The organism is Bacillus carboniphilus, assembly GCF_039522365.1.
Taxonomy (GTDB): Bacteria; Bacillota; Bacilli; order Bacillales; family JC228; genus Bacillus_BF; species Bacillus_BF carboniphilus.
The window spans coordinates 118,290-134,863 of the sequence record NZ_BAAADJ010000063.1 but is presented as its reverse complement, the minus strand read 5'-3'; the positions used below and the strand labels follow the sequence as shown (position 1 = coordinate 134,863).

The following is a 16,574-nucleotide window of genomic DNA, read 5'->3' as shown; positions in this document are numbered from 1 at the left end:
AAATGTCAAAATTAGAAACCTATAAACCAATCCAGGCACGCGTTACACATAAGGCTCCTTTGAAAATCAAATCAGATACTGTAAAAAGAATCATGAAGGATAAGCGTGCTGTTGTTTGTATTCTTTTCCTTTTTGTCGTTGCCTTAATTGGGATATTCGCCCCAATACTTGCCCCTTATGACCCGGAGGAATTATTTTATGATGCTATGTTGCAAGGGCCAAGTATGGAGCATCTTTTAGGAACGGATCCAATTGGAAGAGATATCTTATCACGAATGATTTTCGGTGTTCGAGTAACCTTAACAGTCTCGTTATTAGCTGTGGCGATAACATTTTTCCTTGGAACTCTAATTGGGTTAGTTTGCGCCTATGTTGGCGGTTGGGTCGATAATGTGTTGATGCGTATCATGGATATTTTATTAGCTTTACCGAGTATTGTGTTAGCTCTGGCTATCGTAGCGATTTTAGGACCCAGTTTAACCAATGCAATGATTGCTGTTGGAATCGCTTCTATTCCAGGATTTTCACGGCTCATAAGAGGTGCAGCCCTGACCATCAAATCATCCGGTTTTGTCGAAGCAAGCCGGTCTATCGGAAGCTCTCACGGGTGGATTCTTCGTAGACAATTTTTACCTAATGTGTCAGGTGTGTTGTTAGTGTATACGACTCTATTCATTGGAGTAGCCATTTTAGATACAGCAGCCCTTAGCTTCATTGGTTTAGGAGCACAGCCTCCAACTCCAGAGTGGGGGACGATGCTAGCTGAAGGGAAAAACTATATGTATGATGCATGGTGGCTTGCTACTTTCCCAGGTTTGGCTATCACATTGGTTGTATTCGCGGTGAACTTTTTGGGCGATGCCCTGCGTGATATATTCGATCCGAAATCATCACGGTAATAGCAAGGAGGTGGGAATAACGATATGTCAAATGTGTTGGAAGTAAACGGACTAACGACTCAATTTGAAAGTAAAAACGGCCCCGTAACTGTTGTTGATAACGTCGATTTTGTGGTGAAAAAAGGTGAAGTATTAGGTTTGGTTGGGGAGTCTGGCTGTGGGAAGAGTGTTACTTCACTCTCTATCCTCCAGCTCCTTGATAAAAACGGGAAAATTTCAGGTGGTGAAGTTCTCTACAATCATATCAATCTAGTCAATAAATCTGAAAAAGAAATGAAAAAGATTCGAGGAAAAGAGATTTCGATGATTTTTCAGGATCCGATGACCTCGTTAAACCCGGTATTAACCATTGGAATTCAAATTGGAGAAGTCATTGAAAAACACGAAAAAGCGAAGGGTTCGGTACTTAAACAAAAGGTAGTAGAGCTTCTGAAGCTTGTAGGAATACCTCGTGCAGAGGAAATTTTTCATGAATATCCCCACCGCCTATCAGGTGGAATGAAACAACGTGTGATGATTGCAATGGCCATTGCTTGTAATCCAGCAATGCTGATAGCAGATGAACCAACCACAGCCTTAGATGTGACCATTCAGGCGCAAATATTAGATTTGTTACGGTCTCTTAAAAGTGACTTGGATATGTCCATTCTGTTAATCACACATGATTTAGGGGTCGTAGCCGAAATGTGTGATCGTGTTGTCGTTATGTATGCTGGACAGGTTGTGGAAACAGCAGATACGAGAACGCTGCTTCGAACACCGCATCACCCGTATACGGTTGGCTTAATCCAGTCGACTCCCCATCAATCGAAGGGGCAAAGTCGCTTAAAATCGATTGTCGGACAAGTGCCAACTCCTGATCAATACGCACCAGGCTGCCGCTTTGCAGACCGGTGTCCAAAAGCGATGGATATTTGTCAACGTTCTGTTCCTCCATTATTTGAATTAGATGGGAAAACATCTTGTCGTTGTTGGCTGTATGAGAAGAAGGAGGAGGTCATATGACATCAACAACTACTACTCTTCTAGAAGTAAAAAATTTAGAAAAAAGATTTGCAACCAAATCAGCTTGGTTTCAATCAAAACGGTATGTTCATGCGGTAAATGGAGTGAACCTACATCTAAATGAGCGGGAAACGATTGGGATTGTAGGTGAGTCTGGTTGTGGAAAGTCAACGACAGGGCGTTGTGTTTTACGATTGATTGAGCCTACGAGTGGCGAGGTTATTTATCAGGGGAAAGATATTACGACTTTAAGTAAAAAGGAAATGAATAGTGTCCGCAAAGATATTCAAATGGTTTTTCAGGATCCAATGGCATCGATGAATCCGAAGCTCAGTATTCGTGAAATTTTATCGGAGCCACTGATTGCTCATAAAATTCCTAAGTCTGAGCATGAAAATTTAATAAATGAGACGATTCGACTGGTTGGGTTATCCGGAAGCCATCTGACTAGGTTCCCTCATGAACTATCAGGAGGACAACGGCAGCGAATAGGAATTGCGCGTGCAATTATTTTACGACCCAAGATTGTGGTATTAGATGAGCCTGTATCCGCACTGGATGTGTCCGTCCAGTCTCAGATTCTGAATTTATTACAGGACTTACAAGAAGAACTAGGCCTCGCTTATATTTTTATTTCTCATGATTTAGGGGTTGTTGAACATATTGCCCACCGGGTTGGCGTTATGTATTTGGGAGAATTAGTGGAAGAAGGGGGTAGGGATGAGCTGTTTGAAGAACCGCTTCATCCGTATACTAAAGCGTTAATTTCCGCAATTCCAAAATCGGATCCGGATGAAGTGAAGGAAAGGATTATTTTAAAAGGGGAGTTGCCTTCTCCAGCTAATCCTCCGAATGGTTGTAAGTTTCACCCAAGATGTGCACATGCAACGGACATCTGCACGTCACAGAGCCCAAAATTAACGAGTGTGAATGGTAGAAAAGTAGCTTGTCATCTATATAACTAGCAGTTGAGCAGGGAAATCGGGAAAACCGGGGCGGTTCTCCTACTTTTTTCTTTTGTGAAAGGCAGGAAACATCCACATGATTTTGGAAGGGAGAGGAATATATGAGTATACATTTATTTGATTTTTCATTAACAACAGAGCAAGAATCAAGAGCGAAACGATTGCATGAAGAAAGTATCATCATTGATATGCTTTTTCAAGGGCCGATGTCACCTCCTGATTTTTCGGAAGAAGTAACAGAAGAATTGAAAAAGCGATGTGAAAAATATATCCATGATCCAAATGAATATGTGTTTCGCATCATGCGTGAGTCGATTAGTATGGCAGCTGAAGGGAAGTTGCCTGCTTTTAAGGACTGCTGGATACAATCTGGTATAACTGCGGGAAATAGACAAATTTCTGGTGGTAGAGGCAGTCGTGCCATGGAGGAATCGCTCCAGTCCATTACATCAGCTCAACAGCAATTTGACTCCTTTGATTGGTTAATTAAAGCAACGAAAGGAGAGCATATTCGGCAGGCGAAAAGAGAAGGAAAAGTAGCAGGGATGGTCACAACTCAAGATACCGAGTGGATGGGGACTGACTTAGAGAATCTTGAAATGATGTATAAATTTGGGCTTCGAGTCGTGCAATTAACCTATAACATGCACAATTTTGTTGGAGCGGGTTGTACAGAACGAAGTGACGCAGGTATCTCAAATTTTGGTGTGAAATTTATTCAGAAGATGAATGAACTTGGAATTTTAGTTGATACTGGCCATACTGGTAGACAATCCACTTTGGATGCTTGTGAGATTTCGGATGCGCCGGTTATCGCTTCTCACACTGCATGTAAAGCAGTAAGCGGCCACGCTAGAGGGAAAGACGATTACACCCTTGAAGCAATTGCCAAAACGGGAGGAGTCATCGGTGTCGTAACGGTCCCTCAATTTTTAAATCAAGAGAAAGATAGACCGGATATGAATGATTTCTTAGATCATGTCGACCACCTAGTTAAACTAGTTGGAGTCGAACATGTGGGGATTGGGACCGATTGGCCAATGAATATGCCATTGTTTATTCAAGAAATGATTGCAACCAAAATCGCACCAACCATCGGTTTCCGTAAAGAAGATAAATTGCCAGGAGCCGACTCACTCCTAGGTTTCGAACAATATACAGAAGCCATTAATATCACAAGGGGCTTAGTGAGTAGAGGCTACAAAGATGACCAAATCAAACTAATACTCGGCGAAAATTGGATGAGGGTCATCGAGCAGGTTTGGTAGTGGGACCAGAACCGTGTCCCGGAGCTTAGTGGGACAGAGGGGACAGGAACCCTGTCCCACCGAGCTTGAGCACAGTGAATGGACAATTGAGTACCCAACATAATCAACCCAATCCGGAATCATTGAAAAAGGCGACCAGTAATAAGTACTGATCGCCTGTTTATTCGTATTTAACTAGAAGTCTCCGTCACCACCGGTTTCCCAGCTTCCACTAATTCATTCGTTCGAACTAAGAACATCGATAGCAATAAAATGAAGCCCCCGGTTCCCAGCAGTAACCACTCAATTTTTACAAGGTCCGCCATTGGCCCAAAGATGAGCATACCAATGGGCATCATGGAAGTTGAAATCATTCCGAAGACCCCAAAGATTCTACCTAGATAATTTTCTTCTACTCTTTCTTGAATAAGAGTCATAGTCGGTGTATTGAAAAGTGGCATCGAGATCCCGAATATAGCCATGAAAACTAAGTAAATCCAGAAGTTCGGAATAGCACCAAGGCCAAAAGTGCAAACCCCCATGATTAAACTAGCAAAGGTCATGGTGTGGACTTTGTTTTTAAATCCACCCCAAGAAGCAATAACAGCACCACCTACCATCATCCCAACAGAGAATGCAATTTCAATAGCCGTTAATCGCCACACATCTTCCCCGAAGCTACGTGTCACTTGCAATGGCGTTAGGAACGCTGCAGGTGCCATGAGCACAAAGAAAATAGCGAAGAATATAAAGAATTTCTTTAGAAAAGCATGCTGATTGATATAGCTAATCCCTTGCTTAAAGTCACTAAAGTAGCTCGTTGTTTGCGTGTTAGCTGCCTTCTCATGTGAAGGTATTTTTAAGAAGGTGAGTAACGTGAAAATCGCAATCGCTGCTGTTATGACATCAATGAAGAAGATTACTTCGATGGTTGCCATGGTTAGTAATGCTGCGCTTGCCATTGGGGCGACGAACATAATAACGGCTTGAATACTACCGTTTGCTCCGTTTACTTTCGTTAGCTTATCCTTTGGAACAATTTGAGGTAAAATCGCACCAACAGCTGGAGTTTGGATACCTGCTCCGACTGCTCGGATGGCCGCCATAACAAACAACAACCAAATGGCATCATACCCCATCAGAAAGACAATCGCTAGGACTAAAGTGGAAATGGCTATTAAAGCATCCGCGACAATGATTAAGACTTTCCGGTTGTAGCGATCGGCCCACACGCCCGCAACGGGTGATAAAAAGAAGGTGGGAATAAAGCCACAAATGATAAACAACGTCATCATTAGGCCGGATTTCGTCTCCAATGTGATATACCACATAATCGCATACTGCACGAGCGCCGAGCCAAATAGCGAAACCGTTTGACTACTTAAAAAGAGAACAATATTTCTGAACCAATTTTCTTCTGTTTGCGTATTTTCCATATTCATTTTTCACAATCCCATTTCTATTTTAATTTTAATAGCTAAGAGGGGATCAATCTTTTTTGCTCACGTCTTTATTTTAAAGACAACAAAAAAAGAAGGGAAGCGTGCCCTTCTTTTTTAATAACCGTCAAATGAGGTTTCCTTAAAAATAGACAGACCAATCCCAGTTAGACTCTCCATGCAGGCAGAGTCTTCTTCGTATTTAATTAACGATAGAATGTTGGGAATCGAAGTCTCATAGACGCTGTCAAAAGGAAAACCTCCATTTCTTGTAAAGTGAATTTTATTATAACAGACAATTGCGGGTGTTCGCTACCAGGTTTTGTAAAATTATTGTGAAGAACGGTGGGCACATCATCCTTCTTGATTTTCTGTTGTTCCAATAGGTGAACCACTAGCGGTATGTTCGTTCACCCATTCCTGAGCAGTATGAGAAAATTCGGACCATTGAGAAATGTGGTTACTGTGTTCATCCAACCAATTCACACAAAATTGTGGGTCAATCCCTTGGTCATAGCATTGTGATAGGAAGACGACAATATTGGATTGATTGCAGTTGTCCCAGCTTCCACACGTGGTTTTGAAGATGTCCTCCACTTTAGCAGTGATATCTTGGTTTGCCATTTATATTCCCTCCATGTTTATTCTTTTTGACAAAAATAGTATGTCCAAATGGAGAGGAAACATGTGGGACAGTGAACCTGTCCCCGTGTCCCGGGAGAATGTACCCCGCATACTCGGTAATGGTCTGTATTGTTAAGTAACTTATACTGACATTTTCTCATTTTGTTCATGATGAATCGTTTGAAAACCAGGTTAATTAGGGGTGGATTTGCTTTCTTCATTTGAAGGTGGGACACCGTTCCTGTCCCCTTGTCCCAGTAGCAGCTGCAGCACCCAATTTTTTAGGTCGACGATTCTGTAATGTTGTGGCAGTTGGTCGGTTCCGGTAATGAGGATTGGAGCCACTGAATCTTTTTTGTGGATGGATCCATGGGCGCCACCACCGTCGTGAGTTGCTGTACCTTCCCCTTTGAATTCATGACCTGGCTTGGCTTCGGCAATGAGAAATCTACCCTCTTGCGAATTGATTGCCCCATATAATCGAGCTAGTCCATCTGGGTAATTTCCATACTCGATGGTTCCATCATTCTTGACCGTTAAGTCGAGTACAGAAAAATCTCCTTGGAGCTCCCATGTTTGTTGGTACTCATCTGTGTATGGACCACCTTTTTTAAAAGTTAATTCTTCAGCCTTATGCGGTGAAGCCACATGGATGGTGTCTTGTTCTTTCCATGCGACAAAGTCCATTCGATCATCTTTAAAAAGTCTGTCTTTTATATCCGTTAGTTGGATATGGTCCTGTAAAGCATAAATATAGGCCATTCGCTCATTAGGGGTAAAAACAATTTCGTTCGTTTCTTTGATGTCTCCGATTTTGGCGATTTGAAAGTCACTTAACAGATCTTTCAATTTTAGCAAAGCCGAGTTCTTATCTTTTACCATAGCTGACTGGGCACTGTCGCCAATCATGACCCATGTAATTTCACTTAAGGCATCTTCCCAAGTTGGAAAGACATTTAAAAGATTCTGAAGCTGTTTATCTAATTTTTTCAGTCCCTTTAGTGTATTTGGTCCTTTATTATGAACAGGTCGATCATTATCGGGTAGATATACAAGCGTAAAGTTAGGTACCGCGTCTTGTTGGATTAAATAGGTCAATTCTTTGATGGAGCGCTTATCGTTCATTCCATATTTATGAATTAAAAATCCATTGCTGGGATCTATTCTTTTTACATTGCCTAGAGATAGAAGGTCTGGTCCGTTTGTGTGGACATCATTAGGCATCTTTGGAAAAATGTCTATCACCCATGGAAAATTGAGGGTGTGCTCGGTATTCCCGCGAGCATCAGTCCATTGATAGACGCCGTGGAAAGGCCGTTTTTCTGCAAATTTTCGTAAATGGTCTCTACATTTGGACTTAAATCGGAATTATTTAACTGATACAAACTATCATGAACAAAGTTGGAAAGCCCTAGCTTTACATTTTCAAACACACTACTTCCGTAACTAATCACACGCCCCTCGGCTTGGTTATACCAAACGAGGCCAGGAACCTTATGCTGATCGGCGTAAGTACCGGTCAATAATGTACTGTCAATCGTCACTGACATAGTGGGATACGAACTAATCAGCTCAGGATAATAGTGCCCATTCTCCATAAAAAACTTTAGAGCAGGAACATCCTCAGATTGTAGAGCCTTTTGAAGCGGTTGATCCATCAATGAATCCACCACAAGAAAAACAACTTTTTTAGAAGAAGTAGACGTATGGATACTCTTCAAATTCTGAGCCTGTTTAGGCTTGACCCAAAAAATAGAACAACCGATCAATGCTAAAACAACAATCACAATGATGAGAATTCTCAAAAACATCTATTTTCACCTTTTCTGGAAGGTATTTTCAAACCGAAAAATTATACCTATATCATTTAATTTACCGCCAAATTTTATTCGTGGGACAGAGGGGACAGGAACCTTGTCCCACGGAGGAGCTTAAAACTGAAAGGTTCCTTTTTAGGGGAGGAAGGAGTTTCCAACCTTATTGAAGAAATAGATAGCGAAGGGGATTTAAATTTTTACAATTTTGGGAGGAAATCATGGGAAGATTAGTACATTTCGAAATTCATGTAGATGACATGGAGCGCGCAAAGAAGTTTTATGGTGAGGTATTTGGCTGGACATTTGAAGATTGGTCTGAGTATGCTGGCATGCCTTATTATGGAGCTGTTACAGGTGATGCGAATGAGCCAGGAATTAATGGAGCATTGATGAAGCGTCAAGGTCCACCGCCTGAGCCGGGCCAAGCAATGAATGGTTTTTCTTGTACAATGGGTGTAGAAGATTATGATTCCACTGAGACAAAGATTTTGAACCTTGGAGGAAAGGTTGCCCTCCCAAAGTATGCTCTACCTGGAATGGCATGGCAAGGATACTATATGGATACTGAAGGAAATATTATTGGTATCCATCAGCCGGACGAAAACGCCAAATAGTGGGACAGCGGGGACAGGAACCTTGTCCCACCTACCACTCAAGACTAGAACGGACATATGGAACACTACTCAAACTAGGAAGCACCGTAGATTTCGGTGCTTTTCGAATTTTTAGAACAGGGGGAAAGTGAGTTGTCTATTCAATTTGAAGAACAAATTACGTACGATGTACCTCAGGATAAAGTCTACAAAGGCTTACTGGACTTAGAGCAAGCGAAGCACTGGATGCAAGGGTTTGTGGGAATCGAACGGTTAGATGAGGGTCCAATGCGTGAAGGTAGTCAGTGGAAAGAAACAAGGAAAATGTTTGGGAAAGAGGCATCTGAACATTTTGAAGTGATCAAGTTGGACGAGCCACAGAAAATCGTGCTCCGTTGTGATGGCACGAAAGGAACAACCGGCAAAGGGGAATTTATCTTTACATACATATTAACACCAGTCGGCGATTCTACAGACGTCACGTTAAAAGGTGAAATAAATGGACTAACAGGAATTGCAAAGTTGTTAGGAAAAATGGTGGCTAAAACATTTAAAAAAGCATGTGTAAATGACCTCACCGCCTTGAAGGATTATTTAGAAAAAACGCCGGTAGGCCTGTAATAGGGTTGGAATCGATAAAGTGTTAAAAAAGCACCTACCCTTGATTTGGTAGGTGCTTTTTTATGCTTATATACTGAAAATAAATAGAATCGACATTCACTATTCAGCGAGTGGGACACCGTTCCTGTCCCTCTGTCCCACTAGTGGGACAGTAAACCTGTCCCCCTGTCCCGTTCTGGGTGCGCTTTTTGGATGACGGATGGTCTTGCTAGGATTAGGATGACTCCGATTAGTAGGGCTGCTGATGAGAGCAGGATCCATTGAGCTGGAAGGAAGTCGTATAGGAATCCGTAAAGGACCATTCCTAGTGGCATGAGCGCCATGGCCATCATTTCGAGGATGGAGAATACCCGACCTTTGAAATCGTCATCGATGCTTTTTTGCATCATGACTTGGATTGGGGTGTTGACGATAATCACCATGGAACCGAAACTAAACATGATTAAGACATAATAGATGAATGTTGACGTATAGGACAGGGAAATTAACAGTGGTATGGAGATGGCTCCTATAATCGTCCCCATTGCAAAAATACCCCTTTTTGAAACGAGTAGTGGATATTTAACCTCTTTCCGCATTGAAAAATAAATGGAGAATAGAAGCATCCCCACTGCAAAAGCGCCTTGCGTTAGACCGAAATGCTGGGATTCCATTTTTAATTTTTCAATCAATATATAGGAATATCCGACTTCAAATGCCCCGAATAAAAAGTTAATAAGGAGCGAAATCCAGATGATCGTCATGATGACGGTCTGCGTTTTCAGGTAGCGGACCCCTGATTTGATGCTCTCCCACATTTTTTCTTTCTTTTCCCCTTCCGCCATTTCTTTTCGTTTCGCGTAAAGCTTAAAGTTCATGGTAGCTTCCAGAACAATCGCGAGGCTAGAAGCAACCATATACGTAATGAGAAAAACAGGCATAGAAACAGCCCCATATAAAAGTCCTCCAACGGCTGGGCTCCCGATTGCTGCGAATGAAATGGCCATTTGGTTCAATGACATAGCTTTTTGAATTCTTGCTTCATCAACAAGTCCAGTAATGGATGAAGAGAAGGCGACGCCTGAAAACATAGAAGTGAGTGACAAGATGCAGGTGGTTGTGTAAATGGCAATCAATGAAAGTCCATGGGTTAAACTGACGGCAAGTAGTCCACCGATTGCAAGCGTTGTAATGACTTGAGAGGTAATGGCTATCGCTTTCCTTGAGTAACGGTCGACAATGTACCCTGCAAAAGGAGCTGCAAGTGTACGCGGTAAAATATTGCACACGAGATTGGTGGCAAAACTAGTGGCCGATCCCGTTAACTGTAAAATATAAAAGCTAATTGCAAAGGCATATACCTGAGCTCCAAACGACGAAATGAGCTTACTAATGGTAAAGGTATACAAGTGATAGGTTGCTTTTTTTAACTTTAAAGCCTCATCCATAAAAAATTCCCACCCCGGAAGTTTAATTTAATTAAACAAATTGTATCATGGGATAAGCTTCCATTTCAATAAAAAGTTTAATATAATTAAACTATAGGCGGAAATAGGAGTGTTGCCACCATGTTAGGAGAACGGATTAGGAAGATAAGGAAACAAAAGAAACTAACTCTTGAAGCACTAGCGGGTGATGAGTTAACGAAGGGAATGCTGAGTCTCATTGAAAATAATAAGGCAAACCCATCGATGGAGAGCTTATCCTATATTGCAGGTCAGCTTGGAGTGGAAGTGGCTGATCTACTTGGGGAGAGTAGCACTACTGAACTGCGTGATGTATTGGAGCAAGCCGAGAAGCTTGTGAATAATTTAAATCCAGGAAATGAAAATGAGCACCTATATGAAGAGATTAGAATACTCATCCACCCTTACATAGCAAAACTCAGTAACGGATATGAATCGGCACGGTTGTTAGAGATCTATAGTCGGTGTCTTTTTAATTTGAAAAAAGAGGGTTGGGAAGAGCTTGCGGAGCAGGCATCTACAAGGTATGAGGAGCTAAATTTAACTGCAAAACGTGCTTCGGTTGGTATTTTTCGGGCGATGGCAAGGTTTGTCGAGCATCAGTATGAACGAGCATTGGAAATTTTCAAGAGGGAACGGGAGTATATTGAGGCGAAGCAGTCCGTGATTGATCCCATTACACGACTTAATTTGGATTACCATGAAGCGGTTCTTCACTACTCTGTCGGCGATTCGCGGTCAGGTATTCAAGTCATGGAGCGTGCCATTGCTTTTTCAAAAGAACAAAGAATATTTTACCTCATCAGTGATTTATACCGTCTATCCGCTGCACATGCCATGATGGAAAAAGATGAGGCAGAAATGGAGTTTTATATAACAAAACTAAGACAATACGGAGAATTCGCGGAGGATGTAGATTCTATATTGTTTTGCGACCTCATTACTCTTATGTTTATAAACAATATCCAACAGAATCATGAAGAAGCATTGCAGTTGATTGAGAAGCATTCAGATAATCCGGAAATGATGGACCCCCACAATTATTGGATTTACTTGGAGAAGGGGAAGGCATTGTATGGACTGGGGCGTTACCAAGAATCCCTTCATTGGTTAGAAAAAGTCCATATCCCATCCCATCTGCACTTCCCAATCGATTTGGCCATTTTCTATGTCATGGATGCCTACAAAGCGCTATGCTACAACGAAATCGGGGAAAAAGAAAAGGCAGCCGAGCTAGCGCAAAAAGCATACAACCAATTCAAACCAATGCCAACATCCTTCCTCAAAGAATTTACCGAAACAACCTACCAAACAGTGGTGGGACAGAGGGGACAGGTTTAGTGTCCCACTCAGGAATCCAATTAGAACAGATAACAGATAACGTAAAGTAGAGGAGAACATAATGATAACTGAAATCTCAATTCAACCCGTGACACAAGAAAATATTAGAGCATGTGCAAAGTTAGAGGTAGCGGAAGATCAGAAGCAATTCGTAGCTCGGAATCTGGCCACCATTGCATGGGCCTATGTGGATCCGAAATTTACACCTTATGCCATATGTGATGGAGAAACGGTTGTAGGACTCCTTGCAGTGGAGTACGTTCCTGAAAACGAGTCCTATGACAGACACTGGGTTCCCCGTTTCATGATTGGTGAGCAGTTCCAAGGAAAAGGCTATGGGAAAATGGCGATGAAAAAAGTCATTGAAATGATTTCGGAACATGAAGACTGTGAGAGAGTCCGTCTTTCGGTAGTCCCTGAAAATCAAGCAGCCATTTCTTTTTATAAACGAATTGGATTTGTAGAATCCGGTGAAATGTTAGAGGACGAACAAGTTCTGGATTACTTTGTAAAATAAACAGGAGGCACCGCCCACCGTACTTATAGGTAGGCTAGGTGCCTCCTTTTTACGCAAGCTGCTGTTCCGCAAACTCTCGGTATAACCCATGGGATTGGACAAGCTCACTGTGCGTGCCAACCCCTGTAATTTCGCCTTTTTCAATAAAAATGATTTTATCCGCGTTGACGATGGTGGAGAGTCGGTGCGCAATAATAAAGGTGGTTCGCCCTTCCATCAGCCGTGCCAAAGCTTGTTGAACAATTCCTTCAGACTGGCTATCTAAGCTAGCTGTCGCTTCATCCATCATGAGTATTTTCGGATCTCTTAAGAAAGCTCTGGCAATTGCAATCCGTTGCCTTTGTCCCCCGGATAATTTAACGCCGCGTTCCCCAACCTCGGTGTCCAACCCCTTAGGGAATTCCTGAATAAATTGATCTGCGTATGCCATTTTCGCCACTTCCCATAAGCGCTTGTCGTCGATTTCCCCAACGTCCTCCAGTCCATAGCATAAGTTTTCCCGAATCGTACCGACCATCATGGGACTATCTTGTGAAACATACCCGATTTGTCTCCGCCATGCATAAACGGACAGCTCTTGAATGGGCGTTTCACCAATAAGAATTTGACCTGAAGTGGGCTCGTAAAATCGTTCCAGCAACCCAAACATCGTTGTTTTTCCACTCCCACTTGGCCCAGCTAAAGCAATCATCGAGCCTGGCTCCACATCATATGAAACATGTTTTAAAATCGGCTCTTCTTCACTGTAAGCAAACGACACATCCTCGACACGAATCTCTTTATTGGTAATGTCCATCTCTTTTCCCGTTTGGCCGGACTCCGCTTCCTCGCTTAAAATTCCAATAATCCGGTCCGCTGCCCCTTTCGCTTTTTGCAGCTGGGTATAAAACATGGTGAAGGATGTAATCGGGTAAATGATTTGGAATAAATAAAGGAGGAACGCAACAAGTGAACCGGTACTCATGCTGCCATCGGCCACCCGAATTCCGCCATATCCAATAATGATGACAATGATCACCATGACCACTAAGTACATTAACGGCCCGATAAGTGAAAAAATCTTACCTTCTCTCAGCCCGATTGAAACTAGCTTTTTAATCCCAAATAAGCCTTTTTGCTCTTCGGTTTTCTCCGCGTTGGATGCCTTCATCAGTCGAATTTCACTAAGTGTTTGTTGGACACTCGCTGTAAAATTAGCTGTTTCGTCTTGAAGGTTCCGAGAAATTTTAGACATCTTACTCCCCAAAGGTGCAATAAATAAAATCGAAAGGGGAACCGAAATAAACATCAGCAAAGTCATCTTCCAGTCCATGATAAACAGGATAATAACAGCTCCAATAATGGTCGTAATTCCACTGATAAATTGTGGAAAGTGCTGTGATATTAAGTCTTTTAAAATTCCTGTATCATTGACGACTCGGCTGACCGTTTCACCACTTGTGTGCTTGTCAAAGTATCGAACGGGCAAGCGGAGGAGTCGGAACCACACTTTTTTCCTTAGCTGTGCCACAATTTTTTGGCCGACATAGGTGAGGGCATAAAGAGAAAGCCCATCTATGACCGCTTGCAACAGAAACACTACAACAATCGCAACTATTAAAAAAGTATTGATTGCTTCTATTGAAAACCCATCTACCATCTCTCTTGTAAGTAGCGGAATGGCCAGTCCTGTGATGGTGGTCAGGAGACTTCCTATGATTCCGATGGTTAATGCTAGTTTAGGGATATCGGTTGAAAAAATAAGAGACAGGAAAGGTTGTTTATCACCCTTTCGTTTTGTTTTCATGTGTGTACCCCATTTCCAATTCGTCCGTGGTTTCTTGCTCTGCTAATTTTTCTTCCAGTTCCATATAGTATTCCATGGCTTGATTCAGCCAAGCTTCCTCTTCTTTTGTAAAAGGAGAAGGGTACTGCTCGATGAGTTGCTCTGCCTCTGCTGAGTCGATTTCCCCTAAAGCATGGGCGGCATCATCTCCAATATACCCCATTGTTTCCTTCATAAAATCAGTGATGAGTTCTTTAACTTCAGGGTCCTGAACTGGCTTTCCGTAGAGTTTTTTCACATCTTTTGAAAAACGAACATACAGTTTATCCATGCTTAGCTTTTCTTCTTCCGGCATGTTGAATATATGATCCACCACTTCTTTCGGAGCCCGTTCCTCTAACCACTTGGCAAGGTCTTTTTCAGATTGGATGTTATGAATCAGGCTCATCAACACAGTGCTGTCAACTTCGCCTTCCTCTTCTAGAATCGTGATGACACGGTTGATGGATGTGAGCGCTGCTTCAATTTGTTCCTTTTTTTCCTCAAAGGCCCGTTTCTGAATGTGTAAAGAATCATTCAAACTGACATCAAATGTTGTCTTATGAATCATCTCCGTAATCTGCTCCAGGCTATACCCTAAAAACTTCAAACTCACAATCTTTTGAAGAGTCACGACATCTTTATCCGTATACAATCGATGACCAGAGCTCGGATTTTTCTCCGGAGTCAACAACCCAATCTCATCATAATAATGCAAAGTCCTAATCGAAGTCCCTGTCCTCTCCGAAAACTCCCCAATCAAAAACTTGCGTCCATCTCCCATACGCTATATCCTCCTTTACTAAATTAAACCATTTTTCCTTTGATAATTTAACTATACAACCTCACGTAACTGGAGGTGCAAGTGGGACAGTAGTTCCTGTCCCCTGTGTCCCGCCGATGGGTCTATTGTCATAGGTATGATTGTGGTAAAATAGTATAATATTTCCGGAACTTCTAGAAATATACTAAATATACATAAAGGAGATTATGCATTTTGTTCAGCTCAGCCAAACAACTCTATAAAACATTAGAACCCTATTTAAACAAGGGGTACATCTTGTGTCCTGATACGAACTTTTTAATGAATGCTTCAAGCCTATTTAAAAAGTTGAAAAACGAAAATGTACATATTTCACGACAAGTATATGACGAATTAGATAGATTAAAAAGTTCATCATCCGATGCTAGTAGAGAACAGAAAAGAAGGGCATTTGAGGCAAGAGAGGGATTTCGAGCATTAGATATAGTAGATTCTAAAATTATAGAGGTCGCCCCTTCTTCAACATTTTCTCAATACAATCTATCTCAAAATAAACCAGATGATAAAATTATTGCGAGTTATCTTCACCTCCGAGACAGTAAGAATGAAAAAATATTATTCCTTACCTTAGATCGCGGAGCCAAGCTTATTGCGAAAACAGCGGGTTTTGAGACAGTTGGATTCGATATTGAAGTATTCAATAAAAAGCGGAAAAAAGAACAAAAGATATTAAATAGATTTGCCCAAAAGAAAAAGATAAATCCTATTCAACGTTTATTCTTAGGTTTAGCAGGGATCTATGGGTTGATGACCATTTTTATACAGTCCATGATTGGTCTTGGTCTCATTATTTTATTTTTTAAAGTCATGTTTTTCCCGGATAAAGGCTATCTAGCAACGGCTGAGCCGGTAAGTGTTTTAGATGGACAAGTCATTATAACGCCAACCTTGATCTACCAAAAAGATACGGATGAATCTAAAAGCTTCGAAATCTACTACACTGTAGAAAATAAACAAGATCAAATTATTAAAGGCTTTTATAATCCTGATAGGCCATTAGAAATTCCTGATGAAGAGCTTGAGGGAGAAGAGGGCCTTAGTAAAATGAACAAAAAACTAGAATATGACTTGAGTCTATCAGCTGACCAAATTTACGTAATCTTTGATGACTACAGAGAAATAACAGGTACAAATAATAAAGAATTGAGAAAAGATGAGAGATATAAAGGATTCATTGAAATTGAGGGAGACATTACTGAATTAAAAGAAATACAGTCTTCTGTTTTTATTCCAAGTACAGAAGAACGGATTCCATATACGATTAAAATAGAAGATATAGAAAAAATAACATCCACAAAATTAAGCAATATGGCAGACGAAGTTTAATAGCTGGGACAGAGGGGACAGGAACCCTGTCCCACCAAAAACCTTCCAGGGGTTGGGATATTGTTCCAATTGTGTTATGGTAAAATTAAATGTTTTCAGAAAAATAGG

Annotated in this window: 16 protein-coding genes; 9 read left to right on the top strand and 7 right to left on the bottom strand. The window is 41.5% G+C overall.

The window, feature by feature from the left end; all coding sequences use genetic code 11:
- Nucleotides 1-2 precede the first annotated feature (2 nt).
- The 4 genes from ABDZ91_RS20095 (at nt 3) to ABDZ91_RS20080 (ending at nt 4,137) form a co-directional block, all read left to right on the top strand.
- A complete protein-coding gene (locus ABDZ91_RS20095) occupies nt 3-899 on the top strand; it encodes an ABC transporter permease (RefSeq protein WP_343803220.1) in 897 nt (298 codons plus the stop codon).
- 24 nt (nt 900-923) lie between these two features.
- A complete protein-coding gene (locus tag ABDZ91_RS20090) occupies nt 924-1,904 on the top strand; it encodes an ABC transporter ATP-binding protein (protein ID WP_343803215.1) in 981 nt (326 codons plus the stop codon).
- Nucleotides 1,901-2,869 (top strand): ABC transporter ATP-binding protein, encoded by a 969-nt coding sequence (locus ABDZ91_RS20085; protein ID WP_343803213.1) that lies wholly within the window; start codon nt 1,901-1,903, stop codon nt 2,867-2,869. The genes ABDZ91_RS20090 and ABDZ91_RS20085 overlap by 4 nt, the downstream gene beginning before the upstream one ends.
- Nucleotides 2,870-2,970: 101 nt before the next feature.
- A complete protein-coding gene (locus ABDZ91_RS20080; protein ID WP_343803211.1) occupies nt 2,971-4,137 on the top strand; it encodes a dipeptidase in 1,167 nt (388 codons plus the stop codon).
- Between the two features lie 170 nt (nt 4,138-4,307).
- Here the strand turns inward: ABDZ91_RS20080 and ABDZ91_RS20075 are convergent, their stop codons facing one another.
- The 4 genes from ABDZ91_RS20075 to ABDZ91_RS20060 all read right to left on the bottom strand — a co-directional run bounded on the left by ABDZ91_RS20075 (nt 4,308) and on the right by ABDZ91_RS20060 (nt 7,990).
- Entirely contained in the window at nt 4,308-5,558 is a 1,251-nt protein-coding gene (locus ABDZ91_RS20075; RefSeq protein WP_343803209.1) for an MFS transporter, read from the bottom strand.
- A 351-nt stretch (nt 5,559-5,909) separates the two neighbouring features.
- The gene (locus ABDZ91_RS20070) at nt 5,910-6,179 is read right to left on the bottom strand and encodes a hypothetical protein (RefSeq protein WP_343803207.1); all 270 of its coding nucleotides are present in this window, start codon (nt 6,177-6,179) and stop codon (nt 5,910-5,912) included.
- 192 nt (nt 6,180-6,371) lie between these two features.
- Nucleotides 6,372-7,403, bottom strand: coding sequence for a hypothetical protein (locus ABDZ91_RS20065; protein ID WP_343803205.1), 1,032 nt, complete (start codon nt 7,401-7,403; stop codon nt 6,372-6,374).
- Between the two features lie 17 nt (nt 7,404-7,420).
- Entirely contained in the window at nt 7,421-7,990 is a 570-nt protein-coding gene (locus tag ABDZ91_RS20060) for an alkaline phosphatase family protein (protein WP_343803203.1), read from the bottom strand.
- 224 nt (nt 7,991-8,214) lie between these two features.
- On the opposite strand from ABDZ91_RS20060, the gene ABDZ91_RS20055 reads away from it, so the two are divergent.
- Entirely contained in the window at nt 8,215-8,610 is a 396-nt protein-coding gene (locus tag ABDZ91_RS20055; RefSeq protein ID WP_343803201.1) for a VOC family protein, read from the top strand.
- A gap of 132 nt (nt 8,611-8,742) precedes the next feature.
- Complete coding sequence (locus tag ABDZ91_RS20050; RefSeq protein ID WP_343803199.1) at nt 8,743-9,210, top strand: SRPBCC family protein; 468 nt, start codon at nt 8,743-8,745, stop codon at nt 9,208-9,210.
- A gap of 140 nt (nt 9,211-9,350) precedes the next feature.
- On the opposite strand, the gene ABDZ91_RS20045 is transcribed toward ABDZ91_RS20050, so the two are convergent.
- A complete protein-coding gene (locus ABDZ91_RS20045) occupies nt 9,351-10,637 on the bottom strand; it encodes an MFS transporter (protein WP_343803197.1) in 1,287 nt (428 codons plus the stop codon).
- A 120-nt stretch (nt 10,638-10,757) separates the two neighbouring features.
- Between ABDZ91_RS20045 and ABDZ91_RS20040 the strand changes: the two genes are divergently transcribed.
- Both ABDZ91_RS20040 and ABDZ91_RS20035 read left to right on the top strand, forming a co-directional pair.
- On the top strand, nt 10,758-11,996 hold the full coding sequence (locus ABDZ91_RS20040; protein ID WP_343803195.1) for a helix-turn-helix domain-containing protein: 1,239 nt from the start codon (nt 10,758-10,760) through the stop codon (nt 11,994-11,996).
- Nucleotides 11,997-12,057: 61 nt separating this feature from the next.
- Complete coding sequence (locus tag ABDZ91_RS20035) at nt 12,058-12,513, top strand: GNAT family N-acetyltransferase (RefSeq protein ID WP_343803193.1); 456 nt, start codon at nt 12,058-12,060, stop codon at nt 12,511-12,513.
- Between the two features lie 49 nt (nt 12,514-12,562).
- Here the strand turns inward: ABDZ91_RS20035 and ABDZ91_RS20030 are convergent, their stop codons facing one another.
- Nucleotides 12,563-14,299 (bottom strand): ABC transporter ATP-binding protein, encoded by a 1,737-nt coding sequence (locus ABDZ91_RS20030; protein ID WP_343803191.1) that lies wholly within the window; start codon nt 14,297-14,299, stop codon nt 12,563-12,565.
- Nucleotides 14,277-15,101: a MerR family transcriptional regulator gene (locus tag ABDZ91_RS20025; protein ID WP_343803189.1), complete on the bottom strand. Its 825-nt coding sequence runs from the start codon at nt 15,099-15,101 to the stop codon at nt 14,277-14,279. Before ABDZ91_RS20025 ends, ABDZ91_RS20030 begins: the two co-directional genes overlap by 23 nt.
- Nucleotides 15,102-15,314: 213 nt before the next feature.
- Here ABDZ91_RS20025 and ABDZ91_RS20020 point away from each other — a divergent pair, with 213 nt between their 5' ends.
- Complete coding sequence (locus ABDZ91_RS20020; RefSeq protein WP_343803187.1) at nt 15,315-16,466, top strand: PIN domain-containing protein; 1,152 nt, start codon at nt 15,315-15,317, stop codon at nt 16,464-16,466.
- The last annotated feature ends 108 nt before the right edge of the window (nt 16,467-16,574 follow it).